General features: G+C 44.8%; 15 protein-coding genes and 1 pseudogene. 11 read left to right on the top strand and 5 right to left on the bottom strand.

The window, feature by feature from the left end:
• Window positions 1-203 precede the first annotated feature (203 nt).
• Complete coding sequence (locus tag AC50YO_RS09010) at window positions 204-968, top strand: SDR family oxidoreductase (RefSeq protein WP_494846249.1); 765 nt, start codon at window positions 204-206, stop codon at window positions 966-968.
• A 313-nt stretch (window positions 969-1,281) separates the two neighbouring features.
• On the opposite strand, the gene AC50YO_RS09005 is transcribed toward AC50YO_RS09010, so the two are convergent.
• From AC50YO_RS09005 to AC50YO_RS08995, 3 genes are all read right to left on the bottom strand, one after another.
• Window positions 1,282-2,304 (bottom strand): serine hydrolase domain-containing protein, encoded by a 1,023-nt coding sequence (locus tag AC50YO_RS09005; RefSeq protein ID WP_494846246.1) that lies wholly within the window; start codon window positions 2,302-2,304, stop codon window positions 1,282-1,284.
• 25 nt (window positions 2,305-2,329) lie between these two features.
• Window positions 2,330-3,154 (bottom strand): MerR family transcriptional regulator, encoded by an 825-nt coding sequence (locus AC50YO_RS09000; protein WP_494846243.1) that lies wholly within the window; start codon window positions 3,152-3,154, stop codon window positions 2,330-2,332.
• 390 nt (window positions 3,155-3,544) lie between these two features.
• Entirely contained in the window at window positions 3,545-3,967 is a 423-nt protein-coding gene (locus tag AC50YO_RS08995; RefSeq protein ID WP_494846239.1) for a TerB family tellurite resistance protein, read from the bottom strand.
• Between the two features lie 302 nt (window positions 3,968-4,269).
• Between AC50YO_RS08995 and AC50YO_RS08990 the strand changes: the two genes are divergently transcribed.
• From AC50YO_RS08990 to AC50YO_RS08980, 3 genes are read left to right on the top strand one after another with little or no spacing between them, the layout of a single operon-like run.
• Entirely contained in the window at window positions 4,270-4,689 is a 420-nt protein-coding gene (locus AC50YO_RS08990) for a MerR family transcriptional regulator (RefSeq protein WP_494846236.1), read from the top strand.
• On the top strand, window positions 4,686-5,207 hold the full coding sequence (locus AC50YO_RS08985) for a hypothetical protein (protein ID WP_494846233.1): 522 nt from the start codon (window positions 4,686-4,688) through the stop codon (window positions 5,205-5,207). Before AC50YO_RS08990 ends, AC50YO_RS08985 begins: the two co-directional genes overlap by 4 nt.
• A 23-nt stretch (window positions 5,208-5,230) precedes the next feature.
• On the top strand, window positions 5,231-6,142 hold the full coding sequence (locus tag AC50YO_RS08980) for a GNAT family N-acetyltransferase (protein WP_494846230.1): 912 nt from the start codon (window positions 5,231-5,233) through the stop codon (window positions 6,140-6,142).
• A 184-nt stretch (window positions 6,143-6,326) separates the two neighbouring features.
• Here AC50YO_RS08980 and AC50YO_RS08975 read toward each other — a convergent pair whose 3' ends face one another.
• The gene (locus AC50YO_RS08975; protein ID WP_494846226.1) at window positions 6,327-7,583 is read right to left on the bottom strand and encodes an MFS transporter; all 1,257 of its coding nucleotides are present in this window, start codon (window positions 7,581-7,583) and stop codon (window positions 6,327-6,329) included.
• A gap of 341 nt (window positions 7,584-7,924) precedes the next feature.
• Between AC50YO_RS08975 and AC50YO_RS08970 the strand changes: the two genes are divergently transcribed.
• The gene (locus AC50YO_RS08970) at window positions 7,925-9,406 is read left to right on the top strand and encodes a protein adenylyltransferase SelO (protein ID WP_494846224.1); all 1,482 of its coding nucleotides are present in this window, start codon (window positions 7,925-7,927) and stop codon (window positions 9,404-9,406) included.
• A 112-nt stretch (window positions 9,407-9,518) separates the two neighbouring features.
• On the opposite strand, the gene AC50YO_RS08965 is transcribed toward AC50YO_RS08970, so the two are convergent.
• Window positions 9,519-11,423: a S8 family serine peptidase gene (locus tag AC50YO_RS08965; protein WP_494846221.1), complete on the bottom strand. Its 1,905-nt coding sequence runs from the start codon at window positions 11,421-11,423 to the stop codon at window positions 9,519-9,521.
• A 330-nt stretch (window positions 11,424-11,753) separates the two neighbouring features.
• On the opposite strand from AC50YO_RS08965, the pseudogene AC50YO_RS08960 reads away from it, so the two are divergent.
• The 6 genes and pseudogenes from AC50YO_RS08960 to AC50YO_RS08935 all read left to right on the top strand — a co-directional run.
• Window positions 11,754-11,891: pseudogene (locus tag AC50YO_RS08960) on the top strand (2-thiouracil desulfurase family protein); the annotation flags it as partial.
• Between the two features lie 969 nt (window positions 11,892-12,860).
• Window positions 12,861-13,718 carry a hypothetical protein gene (locus AC50YO_RS08955; protein ID WP_494846218.1) on the top strand — a complete coding sequence of 286 codons (858 nt, stop codon included), beginning with the start codon at window positions 12,861-12,863 and terminating at the stop codon, window positions 13,716-13,718.
• Entirely contained in the window at window positions 13,715-14,779 is a 1,065-nt protein-coding gene (locus tag AC50YO_RS08950; RefSeq protein WP_494846215.1) for an SAF domain-containing protein, read from the top strand. The genes AC50YO_RS08955 and AC50YO_RS08950 overlap by 4 nt, the downstream gene beginning before the upstream one ends.
• Window positions 14,779-15,351, top strand: coding sequence for a hypothetical protein (locus AC50YO_RS08945; protein ID WP_494846211.1), 573 nt, complete (start codon window positions 14,779-14,781; stop codon window positions 15,349-15,351). The genes AC50YO_RS08950 and AC50YO_RS08945 overlap by 1 nt, the downstream gene beginning before the upstream one ends.
• Window positions 15,348-16,136 (top strand): CpaE/TadZ family protein, encoded by a 789-nt coding sequence (locus AC50YO_RS08940; RefSeq protein ID WP_494846209.1) that lies wholly within the window; start codon window positions 15,348-15,350, stop codon window positions 16,134-16,136. The genes AC50YO_RS08945 and AC50YO_RS08940 overlap by 4 nt, the downstream gene beginning before the upstream one ends.
• 39 nt (window positions 16,137-16,175) lie before the next feature.
• A complete protein-coding gene (locus AC50YO_RS08935; protein ID WP_494846207.1) occupies window positions 16,176-18,005 on the top strand; it encodes a pilus assembly protein CpaF in 1,830 nt (609 codons plus the stop codon).

Below are 18,005 nucleotides of genomic sequence, written 5' to 3'. Positions count from 1 at the left end.
TAGTTGAATATCTATAACTATAATGATGCATCTATTAGATTATTCCAACAGGGTTGTCAGATATTCGCGTACTCTTCTGCGTATTCCTTATGAATATGAAATACATACAAGACATAGCCTTGCGGGCTTCGAATGACAGAGCAAGATTTCAAAATTTCCCCTGTGATATAACTAACATGAATTCAAAATAAGGGGATGAGAATATGAGTAAGCTAACAGGTAAAATTGCTTTAGTAACAGGAGCAAGCCGGGGGATCGGGCGAGGCATCGCGTTGCGTCTGGCACAGGAAGGGGCTTTAGTTGCGGTGCACTATGGAACAAGACAATATGATGCAGAGGAAGTTGTTCATGAGATTGAACAGAATGGCGGTACGGCATTCCTAATAGGTGCTGACTTGCAGTCAATTAGCGGCATAAATGATTTATATGCGACATTGGATGCAGCTCTTCATGAACGTACAGGTAATAATCGGTTTGATATTCTCGTGAATAACGCGGGGATCGGGCAAATCGCAACTATTGAGGAGGCGACGGAGGAATCTTTCGACGAGGTCATGAACATTAATGTTAAAGCACCGTTTTTCGTTAGCCAGTACGCTTTAACTCGTCTGAATGCAGAAGGCCGCATTATTAATATTTCATCGTTTGTTACACGTGCGGCCACTCCTAGTGTTTTTACTTATAGCGTATCAAAGGGTGCTGTTAATACCCTTACGCATGTTCTGGCTCAGAAGCTAGGAAGCCGTAATATTACGGTGAATGCTATTCTGCCAGGCATTATTAATACTGAGATGAATGTCGGAACGTTGCAGGATCCGAATGGACAGAAGTATGCGGCTGGCCTTTCAACCTTCAACAGGTGGGGAGAGCCTGCAGATGTAGCGGATATTGCTGCTTTTCTTGCATCGCCAGACAGCCGCTGGATAACGGGTCAATTAATTGATGCAAGCGGTGGATCTCATCTATAGCAGGTAATACATCTTTAAACAACACGTTGCTTTTGCTCGATTCACTTGGTGATAGCCCAGTAGTACCGTCCGCGAATGTGCTATTCTCTCTGAACTTTTCGAACATCGACGATAGTCTTCAATACCTAAATAACCTAGGTGTGCAGCTTGTGGGTGAGGGCGTAGAGCGGTTCCCAGATGTAGCCATTATTACATTACAGCATCCCGATGGTCACTTACTAATGGTTGTTCAAGAGTTGCAATGGTAGGTTCTGAGTGAACCTATTAGATAGATCCAATAGGTTCAAGCTGTTTATTTGAACGAATTGCATAGCTAGTCTATTAGAGCGGGGATAATGTATTCCTTAATCAGTGTCCACCTGTCGCTAGGATTATTGATGAAGCTGGATGCGATGACTACTACTAGGTCTTTCTCTGGCATGCAGCAAATGACATTGCCGCCATCCCCCATAGCTAAGTAGGCAGTAAAGCCTTCTTCTTCGTGCAGCCACCAGAGGTAACTATATTTATTAGCATTCATGGCTGTTGAATCGGCAATCCATGTCTTCGAAATAATCTGTTGATTATCCCAATTGCCCTTGTTCAAATATAGAAAACCAAAGCGCGCCATATCACGGACAGTTAGCGTAAGTCCCCAGCCCCCAGTGGAATTGCCCTTTGGGTCTTCGACCCAGCCCTGTACATTATGACCGAATAAATCTTCAAATCCGAATGCCTTCATTTCATGATAAGGAATTTCTCTCATGCCAATCGGGGCGAATAAATGTTTGTTCGCAAACTCACGGGCACTATTGCCTGTGCTGCGGGTGATGATGGCGGATAACAGATGTGCTCCTGCCGTACAGTATTTATATTCCCCGAGCTTGCCATTCTGGCCCATAAGGTCAAGCGTATATTTTACCCAGTCTGGCTGCTGGCATAGCTTGTCTAATGGCTCGTGCCAGTCTTCAAAGGAATAAGGGACGGTCATAGTGAGAAGATGGCGGATCGTAATCTCTTTTTTTTGTAGGTCAGCAGCGTCGGCGACATATGCAGGGAAAAAATCCAATACCTTTTGGTCTAAGCCTTCAATATAACCGCTGTCTATGGCAATACCAATGAGAGCAGATAGTATGCTTTTTGTTACAGAGGCCATATGATGGGGAACATCAGGCCCACTGCCATTATAATAGTTCTCAAAGGCAACTGAACCATTCCGCACAATGATGATGCCATCTAAATTAGGGTATTCAGATTGTATGATAGACTCAAGCTCTAATAGCTTTTCGGAATTCATTCCTAAGCCCGCCGGATCTGCAGCTTGCCAATGCGTCGTTGGCCAGTAGTTTCTTTCCATTTCAATGCCTCCCAGTTAGTTACCCTTATCGTTTCTTTATAGGAAAATACACCTCAGTAACCATATCCTCAGGAATAATGGCTTGATTAGGATCCGTTATATAGACTTCATAAGGTGCTCTTACTAATGCATATCCCTCATGCTCTATCCATTCCATCAGCTTGGCGTATACCGATGTCAATTCGGAATAGGGGCCTCTGAGAACAGATCTTGCACACAGGCCACCGGGTAAATCTCTTGTTCCCTTTACGATCTCCTTGATTGGAACGGCTACCTCGGTATCATTGCCGGCAGGATTGAATTCAGGGCTATGATAAATCGTTATCGGCGTACCAAGCAGGGTAAGCTTTTCTGTAGCAATCTTTTCATATAGTCTGCTGAAATATGCCCCATATCCTGAAGCATAGTCACTACTGCTCATCATCTGACGCTTATAAAGAATATTGATGGACAGGGTCTCAACAAGCTGCACCTCGATATGGTCAAGATGTGACAGGATAGGAATGCCATTTTCTAAATTTGAAATATCATTGCTTATTTGTTCTAACTTGTATGCAATAGTATTCAGTTTATCTTGCATTTCTCTTCTCTTGTAATTAAGGGCAGCGCAAAGCTTCTCCTCTGCTTGATCCTCTTCTAGTGCCACAATAGCTTTAATATCCTCCAGTGAAAAATGATAGGACTTCAAACGATTGATGAAGAGCATCTTTTTTAGCTGCTGAATGGAATAGTATCTATAACCGTTCTCGGGGTTAATCTCATCAGGATTAATTAATCCAAATTCATCATAATATCGCAGTGTTTTTGTGGACACTCCGCATATTTTTGAGAATTCTCCAATTGAGAGCAAGTGCTGGCCTCCATTCTTCGTATTGTTATATGGGTTACAAGCTTAAAGTATCGCGATACTTGATTCTATTTCACTATACACCTTGCCCTAAGGGCAAAGACAACAGCAAAAATAGGAGGAAGGGGAGATCATGTAAGGAGATGTGGGAAGCCAGCCTATAGAATAAAGTGGAGGGGCAGCAGGTTGATTAAGAAGGGATTCTCATTAAAGAAAGCTAGGAAGGTTGCTATTGGTTGATCGGATGAAAGGAGGTAGATCGCGGGAATTGGGAGCTTGCAGACGAAGGATGTCCCATTCTTGTGAATAGAACATCCTCCGTCTGCAAGTCAGTTGGTAAAAGCTTAGCTGGGTGGGTATAATCTGCGTCCAGCTAGATCAGTTTCTTATTTATTATACTAGCTCGTTCGATCCGTGGAGAACAAGCTTCATGCCTTCAACCTTCAGCTTGTTCATCTGATCGACCCAATTTCGGAATTGATCGAATTTCTCATCATCGTAACCGAACAACTGTTGCATTTCTGTGGCTATGTATCTTTCGGAGTCGCTATAGCTGCCATCCGCATAGATAAGGAGCAGAAGCTCGGCTAGAAAAATATGCTTGAGCTGTTCGTCCTGAATTCCCCCGAGCAACTCGGCGGTAGAAAGGCTTAGCTCGGCAGAGGGCTCCCAGTCGTTCATATCAAGCTCATGCATCCAACCTCGAATATAATTCAGTTCATTACGATTCACGAATCCGTCTGATGTGGCGATCCGGTGTGCAAGCTCTAAAAAAGCCTCTTTATGCTCGCGTTCTACGATAAAATGCAAGAACAATTCTGCTCACTCCTCTTCTGACACCCCATGCGTATCCGTTGCGATAACGACAGGAAGATATGTTCAGTTTAGTAGAGTCACGAGCGAAATTCAACAACTATTAGTAAGGGAATAGAACAGGAGTTTTCTTATCGTTTGATACCATGTCTAAGGATAATTAAGTTGAACGAGAAAAAGCAGTCTTCGGCCTTTGTACAGGTCAAGACTGCTTTTCTTTTTATATTGACAATGCATTATCGTTACAGCATACTGTAAGTGTTACAGTGTGCTGTAACCTTATATTGGGTTAGGATGGTGAGTTGTTGAATACATATACCGCTAAGCAAATAGCTGAAGTGTTGCAGAACGAAGACCCTCATATAAATTTAAGAACGGTTAGGTATTACACGCAGATTGGAATCATTCCGCCACTTGAATTGGTGGGCAACAAGAGGGTGTACACGGATGAACACCTTCATTATTTTCGCGCTGTTCTTTTATTATCCAAAAGCGGCGAGACCTTAGCTTCAGCACAAGAGAAATTAATGAGCTTGCCGCTAGAAGAAGTTATCAAAATTGGTGAAAACCTTCGGTTCTATCAGGCTGATCAAATTTTTCGGAACGAGACCCATGTTTTGAACGAGGATGTGATTCTCTCGGTCAGTTCACGTGTTTCACCTGAGCTGAAAGTTAAGATGATCGAGGCCGTTACCCAAGTGCTGAGAGGGGAAGGAAAGCAATGATCAAGGTTCGATTCGCAAAATCTGCTATAGAAAATGAAGAAGGCATGAATCATCTCTGGATTCAGCTGTCTCCGATTGGTCAAGTGAAGAATGTCCGTATACAAATCGTTCTTCCGATGGGGATTCATCGCATGCATAATTTCAAAGATGCTGATGAAGGTAGCACGGGCGAAATTACTATTCTTGATCCAGAGGCTGTTAATGATGTTTTTATTGAAATTTTCACTAGAGAGCCTGTAGCATGCGGGGAAAAAACGATTCATGTGGCTTACTGCTACAGCGATCAGTTGGGAAGAATCACACGCGTAGAGCATTTTGTACCCTTAATGGTCGTATCAGAAGAGGAAATGGATCGGATCAGCATCGACGATGAGGTTATTCGTAAAGTCAAAGCATTTCGGAAGCAATATAGTAATAACGATTGTATCGAGCACATAGCACCCAAGCCCATTATAATGGACTCTAATCAAGTATCGGAATGGGAGAAGAAGTATCGAATCGAAGGAATAATAGAATAGGAAAAAAGGAATGAGGAATGCCTATGAAACCGATACAGAAGCCATGGATCAAATTGCAGCAAACCCTCGATGATGAGGATTATAAGCTGATTCATACTCTTCAAAGCCAATGCTTCCATGTAGAGCAGACAGCCCTAAAGCTCGAGCTTGATTACAAGCTGGGAGTCTCGTCGGAAGAAGGGAACAGCTCCAGTATTCAAAGCATAAATGAATTTCAATATTTTGATGGGCAAAAATTAATCGGGTATATAGGAATTTGCGGCTTCGGAGGAGCGGGGGCGCAGATCGAAGTGAATGGCATGGTGCATCCGGAATATAGACGGCAAGGTGTATTTAGGAAGCTATTCGAACTGGTCACAGCAGAGTGGAGGCACAGAAGCTCAACTAGCATGCTTCTTTTGAGTGATAGGAAGTCAGAGGCTGGACAGAAATTTATTAGCGGGACCGGGGCGCAATACGATCATTCCGAATATGAAATGTATTTGAATCAAGCTGAGTTTCATCCGTCTCCAGACCAGCAGCGCGGCATTACTTTCAGGAAAGCTACGAATGCCGATGCAAGTGAAATTGCAAGGCAAAATGCCATTTATTTTAACGAAGCAGAATCGACGGATGATCTGACATTGCCTGAGGATGAAGAAGCGAAGGGAGTACTAACCTATATTGCTGAGAAGGAGCAATTGATCATCGGGAAAGTTCACCTTCAATTAACTTCTCATAGTGGCGGTATCTATGGCCTGGGCGTAGTGCCGGAGCATCGTGGAAAAGGGTACGGCCGCGCTGTTCTAATTATGGCTGTCCAAAAGCTGAAGGAAGTTAGTGCAAGTGCCATTATGCTTCAAGTAGCTGCTGATAACGTAAATGCGCTCGATCTGTATAAGTCCTGCGGCTTCGCTGTGACATCAACGATGGATTATTATGAATTGAGAAAATGAGGCTGCGGTTGTCGTATCATTTACAGCATTAACAATTAGACATAGAAAAAGATAGCCGCAGTAATCTGTGGCTGCACGTCATCATGCATGTGGCTCTAAGCAAAAGGGTCTGAGCTTTGCTTAGAGCCTACAGCAAGGACGATTCAGAGAGGTATGATTATGACCTGAATGAAGCTGTTCACTCCTAACTGCTCACAGCTTCATTAGGTGTAGGTGCAGGCTGAATTCCGTCCTTTAGCTTGAAGAGTGGAATCATGATGATGACGCCAAGGATCAGGAGGAGACCTGCGATGACGTACAGCGGGGCGAGGGAGATCGCGTTTTTGATCACGCCGGCTACCATCATCGTCACGACCATCGAACCCATGAACATCGGAGTTAGAATGCCGTTTACCCGGCCGATGAATGATTGCTCCGTATTTTGCAAAATCTTCGTATTAATCCCGATGTTGATGCATGGGAAGGCTAAGCCGCTAATGAATTGCAGCCCCAGTGAGACCCAATAATCTGTTGAGATTCCCATAGCAATGATGACGAGGGCGTTCACCATCATGCCGAATGCCAGAAGCTTCTGAGGCGATACTTTGCTGGCGAAGCCCATTGCCACAACACCGCCGATTATCATAGCTGCACCATTGGCTAGCAGGAACCATTGGTAATAATCCTCAGGCTTTCCAAGCCGCTCCGTAATAAGGAAAATGCCTAGCGGCTGAATAAGGCCAAAGGCCAGCCCCGCAGCAATAAACCCTCCACCTAGCTTACGGAGTATAATGCTGGACCACACGTAGCGGAATCCCGCTTTAATATCGTCTACCACCTGTGACTTTTGCTCGTCCCCATCAACTTGCTGATCACGCGGCAGGAAGGCCAGCGAAGCAGCTGACAATAGAAAGGCAATGCCCATTACTCCAATAGCCGTCTCAATCCCATAGCTTTGGTATACGAATGTACCGGCGACCGGTCCAAAAATCATAAACACTGCGAATAACGTTTGATAGACTGACATTCCCTTTTGCACCAAATGCTCAGGAACATGCTGCTTGAATAGCTTCATGCCTGAGGGCTGAGAGAACTGCGATAAGATGGCTGAGACTAATGTAGCGAAGAATACGGCTTTCCAGGAACCGTTGGCCATTGTAAACAGCACTACGAGAATCGAGGCCGCACTTAACAGGTCGCACCATACCATCGTTTTTTTCGGCCGCCAGCGGTCTGCGAACGTTCCTCCTATAAATGAAAATATGAAGATAGGCGCGAACTCTGCGACAGAGATGAGCGATACAGCGAAGGCATCGTCATTCGTCATTTCCTTGACATAGAACAGGATAGCGATATTGCGTACCCAAATACCGATTTGCAAAAACAATGTGGACATCAAAATAACTTGCACGAATCGGTTGCTTAACAATGAGGATGCCGAAGCGGCTTGACTAGCAGTCATTAATTTCTTCCTTTCTAACCTTGAATTTTATTTGACCTATGCTGTAGCTTCCTTATAGATTTTACTTGCCAACTCTCGTCCCCAAAAGGTTCATCAGAATGAATGATTGCTCCGCCCCGCGACCGATTCCATAGTTGATTGCAGGGAAGGTCTGAGCCCGATGACAAGGGAGTTTGTAGAATAACCCTTATGGAAAGGTTATAATAAGTGGGCAGAAGCAAACGCTGCAAGCAGCGCCTAGGAAGAGCTGGAACGTACATAACTAAGCGATCCTAATGATAAGGTTGGCTTGATATAGGAAAATATCGGATACAACAATACAGCAGTACAAAGGAGATACGATGGAGGAGAAAAAAGAAATTCGTGAAGCAGGCTGGCACTTCGATAATAGTTATGCTCGTTTGCCGGAATTGTTGTTCACCAAAATGAGCCCAACTCCTGTAGAATCACCGGAGATCGTCATTGTGAATGAACCGTTAGCCCTCTCGCTAGGATTGGATATCAAGGCGCTGAAAAGCGAAGAGGGGGCACAAGTGCTTGCTGGCAATCGGATTCCCGATGGTGCAGAGCCCCTTGCACAAGCTTATGCGGGCCATCAATTCGGACATTTCAACTTATTGGGGGACGGCAGAGCAATGCTGCTGGGTGAACAAATTACTCCTCTGAATGAGCGGCTCGATATTCAATACAAAGGGTCAGGCAGAACCCCGTATTCCCGCGGAGGCGATGGTCGAGCTGGACTCGGGCCAATGCTGCGCGAATACATCATTAGTGAAGCGATGCATGCGCTGGGCATTCCAACTACCCGCAGCTTAGCAGTCGTGACAACAGGGGAGTCTATCTACCGCGAAATCGAGCAGCCAGGTGCTATTATGACCCGAGTGGCTGCCAGCCATTTGCGTGTCGGAACCTTCCAGTTCGCCGCGAATTGGGGCAGTGTCGAGGAGATTCGGGAGCTGGCGGATTACAGCTTGCAAAGACATTTTCCAGAATTAAAGGCTGAGGCTAATGAGGACCACTATCTTTCACTGCTCAAAGAGGTGATCAAGCGGCAGGCCGCATTGATCGCCCAATGGCAGCTGGTTGGCTTTATTCATGGAGTGATGAATACCGACAATATGACGATTAGCGGAGAGACGATTGATTATGGCCCGTGCGCGTTCATGGATGCCTTTGACCCCGCAACCGTATTCAGCTCTATTGACTCGCAAGGCCGCTATGCCTATGGCAATCAACCACGCATAGCGATGTGGAATCTTGCGAGATTGGCAGAAACGTTATTACCGCTCGTGCATGCTAATGAAGAGCAGGCTATTAAGCTGGCTGAGGATGCGCTTGAAGACTTCAAAGAGCATTATCACAATAATTGGCTTGCCGGAATGAGGGCGAAGCTGGGCATCTTTGACGTGGAGCAGCAGGATGAAGAGCTTGTTGAAGGCCTTCTCGGCTTAATGCAGCAGCATCGTGCAGACTATACGAATACGTTCCGTGGATTAACCTTGGATAAGCTTGCTGATTCGGACCTGTTCGGGACGGAGGAATTTGCGGAGTGGCATGAGCTGTGGCAGGCAAGATTAGGCAGGCAGCAGGAATCAAAAGCCGCCTCACAGCAATTAATGCGCAGCAGTAATCCTGCAGTAATCCCTCGCAACCACCGGGTTGAGGAGGCATTAGAAGCGGCAGTCGAGCAAGGGGACTACAGTGTAATGAATCAGCTGCTAGCTGTTCTATCAAGTCCGTATGCGTACTCCAATGAACAGGAGGAATACGCCGCACCCCCTGCGCCAGCAGTCCGTCCTTACCGTACCTTCTGCGGTACTTAATCTAGAAGGTACGATAAGGATTGCCTTGATAAGCTAAAAGAAAAAATCGCAAACAGCGGAGCCCGAAGGCTTCAAGCTGTTTGCGATTTTTTCTTTTATCGTAGCAGTTATGCTAACACGGGCCAATGATCTTCCATACATCATTCGGACCGCTTTTCAGATCGGGACGATCATTCTGTGTCCACCATTTGGCTTCATAAATTGTACCGTTATAAGAAGCCTGCTGTCCTGTCGTATAGGAGGTGCTGGCATTCCAAACGATATTCAGGCAGATGCTCGGAAGCTGTTTCGTGAACGTCACGGAATTGCTGGCTGCTGACAGATTGTTGGCAGCATCTCTTGCTTTCACGGTAACCGTATAGGTGCCCGGTTCCAGCGAATACAAAGTCGCGGAGGTTGCAGATGTCCACGCTTTAGGCAGCAGGCTGCCATTCAGGAACACATCATAGCCAACCAAGGAGCTGTTGTCCGTAGTCCCATTCCACGAGAGTGAGACGTCATAATCGGTAATTGCAGTTACGGCAAGTCCGGTTGGTGCAATTGGAGCGATTGTATCGTAAGGAACACTGCCTGGGGCAGAGAGATTATCGATAATTTCTTTCAAATTCGGGAGTGATGCAATCTTGTGCTCCGCTCTATCCGAAGAAGGCGTATTATAGGAGGCTCTTAATAGATGACGAACCTCGGCAGGGGAGTATGGCACGCCGAACTTGGCTTTGGCAATGCCCTGCAAGGAGATTACAGCGCCAGTAACGACAGGTGAGGCAGACGATGTACCACTGAATGAACTCATATATCCTGTGGTAGAATTCGTATCCACTGCGGATAGGGTGTGAACGCCTGTCCCCCAGCCGTGAGCGTCAATTCGGTTGCCAAAGTTACTAAAGTACATCCGATAACGAGGAAGCGTATCCGAGGCTGCACCGATAATAATAGCGCCAGAATCGCGGAAGTCTGGATGATTAGGGTTAAGGATGTATTTGTTATCGGCGGTCTTGAACAGATCGAGATCAACACTGCCATTGCCGGCTGCTTCGACAACCGTAATTCCGCGGCTGACAGCATATTGAATGGCATCAAATTCCGCAGGATAGACCTCAATCGGCATATAGCCATAATTCGAGTAGTAGACCTGCTGCTCCAGAAGAATAACATCTCCGGCAGAGAGTGCGTTGGCTGCTACAATAATCGCTTCTGCATTATTATAAGTATTGTTGGTACGGTTCGAAGGCGACACATAAGGCTGTGCCTTGTTCGCAATCCCAATATTGCCAAGAGCATTGTCTACTGCCGAGATTTCGCCAAGCACTGCAGAGCCATGGCTGCTGCTGCTCGCTAGATTGATTCCTCCCGGGAGCATCTGGATCGAATGAGCGGCCAAGTCCTCATGATTCAAGGCCCAGCCTTGCTCCACATCAACCCATTTAATGCCCTTGCCGTCGCCGCCTTCGAATTGCCAAGCATAAGGCGCATCAATACCTGATGGAGCGGGAGAAATATAGCCCTGCAACGGGTAATTAGGATCGTCGTTAGGCTGCACGGGTGTAGAATTCGGTGCAAGCGTTATGCTTGGGTCTTCAACCGGCTGTGGCTTAAGGTAGGCTTCCTCAATAAGAGGGGAGTTCTTTAATTGCTTAATTAACCCTTCAATGTTGGAGCCTTCTGGAACCGATACAGAGTAGTAACGATCAAATACAGAAGGGGCTGTCTTCTGTGAAGAAGCATGTGAAGGCTCCTCGAAAATTTGGAATAGACGGTTAAAGGTTAATTCCGGGATATCGTTGAACAGTCGAGTGAGCGATTGATTGTGCTCAGCTTTGATTGCATTCTCCGCTTGATCTACATAAGGAATATCTACACCAGCTTTGAATTTGACTACGATCTCGTCGGGGTACAGAGGACTTGCGGCTTCGGGCAGTGGAGTGCTTTGTGCTTTGGCCGCTTCACTCTGGAATGAAGCCATGGACAGTAGCAATACGAAGGCCATTGCTAGAGACAATACTTTGTTCGGGTACATGAATTCTCTCCTTTTGTATTAAAATATAGTAATTCGACTAAAATCTACATAAATAGATTTAAAGCTACTATATAGGTAGATATAAAAGCTGGTCAAACCTCATGTATGCGTATACATCTCTACTGATCTTGTCTATTCGTGGACGCACTTTAACATATAGGAATTTTTTGAAGTTTTTCGTAATTTTTGTCGAAGGGAATGGATAGGATCTATTAGCTAGAATGAGAATAGTTCTATGGAAACAAATATATTAATCCATAATAATACAGTATTTAATAGTTATAAATATTTGAGAAATACTGTCTTAAACAGAGAGGAAGAGGTGTAAGTTTGATCGTAGTGAGCGCGTGTCTAGCAGGACTAGAGGTAAGATATAATGCCACGCATAGTTTGAATCATAGAATACGAACCCCGCTGCATGAAAAGAAAGCAGTCACGGTATGCCCGGAATTGTTAGGAGGATTCGCAATTCTGAACGACATTGGGGATGTGGCACTTAATAACTCCTCTGAAACACCTTATAATTCCAGATTGTAAACCCTATATTTCCTTAAGGAGCTTAATTATTCCTCCTATTATTTAATGGTTTAATATTACTATTTATACATATGTGCTGCCACAAATAAATCGTAAAATAGTATAGTGATAAATATATGCAACGAATAAATAAATTCACTTCGGCACTATGGTGTTTTGGCAAAAGGGGATTTGTAAAGTTGAATTTGTAGGACTGCATTATTCAAAATACGTAATTGCATGTGGTAGAAATGGTTCAATTGCTGCTACTTTGCAGTAGAACAAGAAGATTAAAGCTCAGGAGAAAAGAACGAAGATAATATTAGGAAATGATGGGGCAGCATAATAAAGAAAGCCATCTATTAGAGGTCGATTGAAATCAAATTATAAGTTTTAATAATAGAAACAGCCTAGAACCTCATGTTCTAGGCTGTTTCTATTTCATAAGCATAATTACAGGGAGATAATCCATATAAAATTCCTTTTTATAACAGATGTAAAATTTTAGAAGAATGGTCGCTTACCCACTTAGTAAAATCATATTATAAAGCAAATTTTCCTTATTCATTGTTGGGGAGGCCTGATTAAAAATAGGCGTATTTGCTTATTCATTATTCAGCACGGGACCTTGTGACTGCTAGAGAATTGCAAGAAAAATCCATATCGGATAGATAGGTGACCTAAGCATCAGCTATTGTCATATTATGAGACTTGCATTTGTGCATTAATAGTCGAATAGTCTTGAATATTGTAAAAATGTGTTTGAAAATATAGGATAATTGTGCTAGTCTCAAATAGATATTATTTACAATAATACACAAAAAGAACACCGAATGAATCTCTTGTATTTGTATGAAGGAGTTGCACATGAAGGAGAGTAGTGGATGGTATATATATCCTTGGAATTAAGTCAGCTAAATGGTGCCAGCCATGGTCTTTAATGCAGGATGGAAGAAAGTAGTCATTATAACAGCTGTGATGCTTTGCTTGATTGCAGTGGCTGTCCTGTTTCTTACCAGACAAACAGAAGGTATGAGCTTGATGAATGCTCACAAGAACGAACCTAATAATGCGATAAGTAACAATGAATGGGCAGATGCTGTGTCTGATGAAGTTTACCAGAGCATTACGACTAATATAGCTTCTCTTGAACGTACATCGCTGGAGGATGTCAGGAGCAAGATTGATAGTTGGGCCTACGGATTGCTAGAGTCCGCAGAGGATAAGTCCATTATTGATCCCGCCTCATCATTTCGCGTATTTGTTGTTTCTGGACAGCCCGATAATAGGCAAGATCAGGGCTCTTCCAGTACATCTATGAAGATGGATTACCCGATTGCGGATTTGGGAGTTCAAGTGACGGAGGGGGAATGGTGGCTTAGGCTGGAGCTTGATGCAAACGACAGTGTTCCTGTCGATTCTGTTTCCTTGAAAGAGGGGGATGAAGTAACGGACATCAACACCAATTCTCTTTACAGACGTTTGGCTGCTTCCAAGCAATATGCTGTACCTGGTACGGCGATGCTATCCGAGTCCATGCTGAGAGACCCAGCCAGCATCGGGGTTGGCATTGAACGTTCCATTCCTTACACCTATAGCGCTTCGCTTGAACAAAGTGCTGTCTATCTGGAGACTCTGCTATTCGATGGGTGGAAGGTAGATCGAATAGAGCCTGGAACCTATTACTTGGACTATTACTTGAAAAAGAATGGCGCGGAATCAAGAGTTATCATTCTAGACGGCAGTTTAAAGGTCTTTTACTGGGGGACGCAAACATGAACATCGAGTGGAATATCAAAACAATTTCAATAACGGTGGCAATAGCTCTAGTGCTAATCGGAACAAATGTCGGGCAAATTTATCTCATTTGGAAGCCCAAAATAAATGATTTGACCATGGCTTACGAAGAAGAAGTCGCTGTTCTGGAAGAGCAAATACGCATCATCGGCCCTATGGTTAATATTTGGACAGTCAGAGACGGGTTGAATGATCTGTACGCTGGCAGACAGGTTCAGCAGGAAGACCTGATGATGAGGGAAATGCCGGAATCATTCGTTACACAAAGCTTAGTGCTCAATCCCGAGACAATTATCGGCAAGTATTACCGAATCGGATTGCTGCCGGGTACGCCGCTATCCATGGATATGGTTATGGAAGATCCGATGGACGATACGGTTAGGGAGTATGACGTAATAGCAAGCGTGATGACGATTGGGTTAAGGGTTGGCGATTATGTCGATTATCGCATTGTCTATCCGCTGGGAGAAGATTATATCGTTCTGCCGCACAAACGAATTGAAGCGATTAATGGCAATACGATCAAGCTGAAGTTAAGCGAGCTGGAAATTCATTATTATCAAGCTGCGCTTATCGACTACTTCCTTCAATCCAAAAAAGGCGCGAGCTTATATCTGACTAAATATATTGAGCCGGGCATACAAGAAGCGGCAACGCCTTATTACGCTGTACCGAATAATATTCTGGCAATTATGACGGCCGATCCGAACATCGTAGAGGTCATCAACACTCAGATGAATGAAACGACTAGAAAAATAATTGATGCAGGAAACGCTAATGTGTCTGATGAAGATGGCTCCGCTATTGCATCTGGGCGCAATGAAATATCAAGCAAAGTGGATGCTGGGAATTCAGCGCTAGTAAGTGCACAAAAAGAAGCCGAAGAAGCGCAGAAACAAGCCGAAGAACAGGCTCAACTAAACGAAAGCACAGCTCCAAGTGAACCGATTCCTCCGGCCGGATCGGGAACGACAACAGGCACTAATAATAATGTAGCACCGGGGAACCCGTTATTAGAGATTGAGGAAGGTGTAGTTGAGTAATGCAAATAGGTGTGTATGGTTATACGGATAAGCGGCCTGTTATTTATGCTCTCATGAAACTGCTTCAAGCAACCGGCGATGTCGCGCTATTCAGCAATAACCGGCACTACAAGCGGCTGCTTGAGGACAGAGAGGCGCAAGGGCATATGGCGAACATTATGATTGCCATATCGGACGCAACTCCCGACGAAATCTTTGAAGAGGTTGGTTATACGCCGGATGATTTCGAGCATGTCATATTCGACATTCAAGATACGATTCCTGATGACTTGACCCACGTTATTTATGTAAAAACGTATCAGCCTGACGAGGAGGAAAGCTCCTTCCTCGATCTATTAGGCGAATATACCGTCATTAAACTGACCTATGACGGAAAAAGCGAAAAAAACGCCATTAATGTGATTCCAACGGCCAGCCTATGGAAAACGATTGAAGATATTGAATGCTATCGGGTGCTATGTCCGATTCCATCCAAAGAGCTGAATAAGGGGTTGGCTTCCATGCTGGCTCCTACGCTGCAAATGACGAGCAAGACGGCCTTGACGTTGCTTAATAGGAAGTGGTTGAGATGAAAATATCCGTTGTTTCTCCAGATCGGAGACAGGGCGGTACGACCGTCAGCATATTGCTGGCACTCGCTCTGGCCCAGACTCAGAATTATAGAACCTGTCTAACGTATACCGGGAATAAAAACAACTCGATTGCTGGAGCTCTCGGTATCAAGCCATCAGAGGACAAAACAAGAAGCGTAACCCAAGTCGTCAAGCTCTTGGAATCCAACGCTATATCTGGTGACGAGATTCTGGATTATTGCATTCAGGTTCCGGGCGTCCCTAATCTCCAAATGATCGATACGTCTTCTGATGCAATATCGGAAGAAGAGAATGCAAAGCTGGTGAAGTTTGTAATTGGAAGCCTCAACCATCAGGTCGTCATAACCGATATTACGACAGAAATTTATGAGGATATTACCGACTCGGTTATTCAGAATTCAGATCTCATTGTTATGGTTGTCACCCAGTCCAGAGAGATCAAAGAGAAGCTCAGGCACTGGGAATCGGCACAAATTATGAGCAAGCTGAACAAAAAAGGGCTCGTATTCATTGTGAATCAATATGATCCTTATGTCGAAGCATTCAGAGACACGAGCAAGAGCATGAAGCTAAGGCATACACGCTGTGCCAAAATTTCTTATAATCCGTTCATTAAGCGAACAAGCAACATCGGTAAGCTGCAAACGATTCTTCCTTACATCCTGCAGAAGGATGCTCGCGTTATTGAACTGAACAATGATTTGAAGGAATGCTTGGCTATTGTGCTTGCCAACTTGGGGAAAAAAGTTACGTGGTCTTCATAAGGGGGCTGTATGGATTAGGTTAATTGGAGGGGGTACAGAATGAAATTAAATACACTGCTTATACTGCTAACCTTCCTGGGAATCATCCTCTTTGTGGCGATCCTTTATTGGAGATCAAGGCGGGAGCGTCCAGATGTCGAGCAATCCGAAAAGCTGACGATGGACAAGCTCCTGGAGATTGTGAAGTATAGTCTGGCAGACCTGATCAAGGATGAGAATTTCACAGGTCTGGCGGATGAAGAGTTCGAGTCTATGTACAAGCGTAAAGCCAGAATACAGGATGCCATGCAGAACTGCGTATACGGCATTGATTCTGCCAAGCTGATTGTGCAGGACTTAATTCGAAGTATCATCGCGGATATGCTGAAGACAGAAGAAGAGATTCTGGAGGTCTATGATTTTCACGCCAGCTACTTGGAGCCGCGCATCAAGTTCGAAATTCTAATGTACTATTACAAAAAACAATTCGGCAAAGACGCCCTGGCTGAAATGATCAACGAATATAAGCTGGCTAGAGAAAGATACCAGATCGAAGACAAGTCGCAGCCTTCTTATCTGATTAGTGAAGAGGATATTGATACGATTTACGCGGAGAAAGGCTTCCCGGTCAACTACAATGTCATGCTGGACATGATGGTAATCATGATCTATCAGCGGTACAAAGGCTTCGGTGTTGTCGATACGCTCCGTGAGATGAATATTAACGGATTCAACTGCGGGACATCGGGCTCTATTCTGAGTGCCCTGCTGAACAAAGATATCAAAATTATGAAGGCCCCAAGATCCGTATGGCTTTACTTTAACGGAAAGTACATCCATCTTCGCTTCTTGACCTTTAACACAGAAGAGGAACTGAGAAGAGTTGTACAGCTGCTCTGCCGTTATAATAACCCGGGACCGTTAACGGAAAAACGGGGTTATATGGTCAATACGATGTACGACAAATCACGTGTTCTGGCAATGCGTCCGCCTGCAGCGGAATATTGGGCCGTATTCGTGCGGAAGTTTACGTTAAGTGATTCTTCCTTGCCGGCACTAATAGACAAGCCTTATGTCAATCAAGCCTTCTTGGCGATTAATTTGGTTAGTTACCTAATGATGGGTCAGGTTACCTGTGGCTTCACCGGCAGGCAGGGTGCGGGTAAGACCGTTATGATGACTGCTGCTGTCAAATATATTGACCCAAGATATACGGTGCGTGTGCTTGAGATGGCACCGGAGATGTACTTGCGGGAATTGTATCCAGAGCGCAATATTCTATCGGTGCAAGAGACGCAATACGTATCCGCCGCGGAATTGCAGGATGCTTTGAAAAAGTCCGATGCTTCCGTCTCTATTGTCGGCGAGGTTGCAACGGACAGTATCGCGGCTCGGATGATTCAGATGGGTCAAGTGGCGTCCATCTTCACGATCTTTTCCCACCATGCCAACATGGCAGAGCAGCTTGTATACGCGATACGGAACTCTCTCGTTAATGCGGGCGGGTTCACAGGAAATATGATTACAGCGGAGCAGCAGGTTATTGACGTTATCCGGGTAGATATCCACCTGAACTATACGACGGATGGCCGAAGGTATATCGAACGCATATCGGAGATTGTCCGGCTGGATGTCAGTGTTCCTTACCCAGAATACGACAAGGATGAACCAGTTCACTCCATGAATGAAATTACGAAGGAATATTACACTCGGTCGACGGACCGCAAGACGTTCACGACAAGAGATATCTTGAAATACAATCTGGAGACGAATACTTATGAAACCTATGACTGGTTTACGACAGAGCTCACCCAGAAGATGCTCGATGTAATGCCGCTCGACAAAATCGAGGATTTCAAAAAATTCATTCTGGATAATTGGAGGCTGTAA

The sequence above is a fragment of the Paenibacillus sp. J22P59 genome (assembly GCF_059383895.1).
The sequence above is the reverse complement of the archived record's forward strand: the minus strand, read 5'-3'. Positions and strand labels throughout refer to the sequence as shown.

Coding starts and splice junctions, on each gene's coding strand:
- AC50YO_RS09010 (WP_494846249.1), top strand. CDS start 204: ATGAGTAAGCTAACAGGTAAAATTGCTTTAGTAACAGGAGCAAGCCGG.
- AC50YO_RS09005 (WP_494846246.1), bottom strand. CDS start 2,304: ATGGAAAGAAACTACTGGCCAACGACGCATTGGCAAGCTGCAGATCCG.
- AC50YO_RS08985 (WP_494846233.1), top strand. CDS start 4,686: ATGATCAAGGTTCGATTCGCAAAATCTGCTATAGAAAATGAAGAAGGC.
- AC50YO_RS08980 (WP_494846230.1), top strand. CDS start 5,231: ATGAAACCGATACAGAAGCCATGGATCAAATTGCAGCAAACCCTCGAT.
- AC50YO_RS08975 (WP_494846226.1), bottom strand. CDS start 7,583: ATGACTGCTAGTCAAGCCGCTTCGGCATCCTCATTGTTAAGCAACCGA.
- AC50YO_RS08970 (WP_494846224.1), top strand. CDS start 7,925: ATGGAGGAGAAAAAAGAAATTCGTGAAGCAGGCTGGCACTTCGATAAT.
- AC50YO_RS08965 (WP_494846221.1), bottom strand. CDS start 11,423: ATGTACCCGAACAAAGTATTGTCTCTAGCAATGGCCTTCGTATTGCTA.
- AC50YO_RS08950 (WP_494846215.1), top strand. CDS start 13,715: ATGAACATCGAGTGGAATATCAAAACAATTTCAATAACGGTGGCAATA.
- AC50YO_RS08945 (WP_494846211.1), top strand. CDS start 14,779: ATGCAAATAGGTGTGTATGGTTATACGGATAAGCGGCCTGTTATTTAT.
- AC50YO_RS08940 (WP_494846209.1), top strand. CDS start 15,348: ATGAAAATATCCGTTGTTTCTCCAGATCGGAGACAGGGCGGTACGACC.
- AC50YO_RS08935 (WP_494846207.1), top strand. CDS start 16,176: ATGAAATTAAATACACTGCTTATACTGCTAACCTTCCTGGGAATCATC.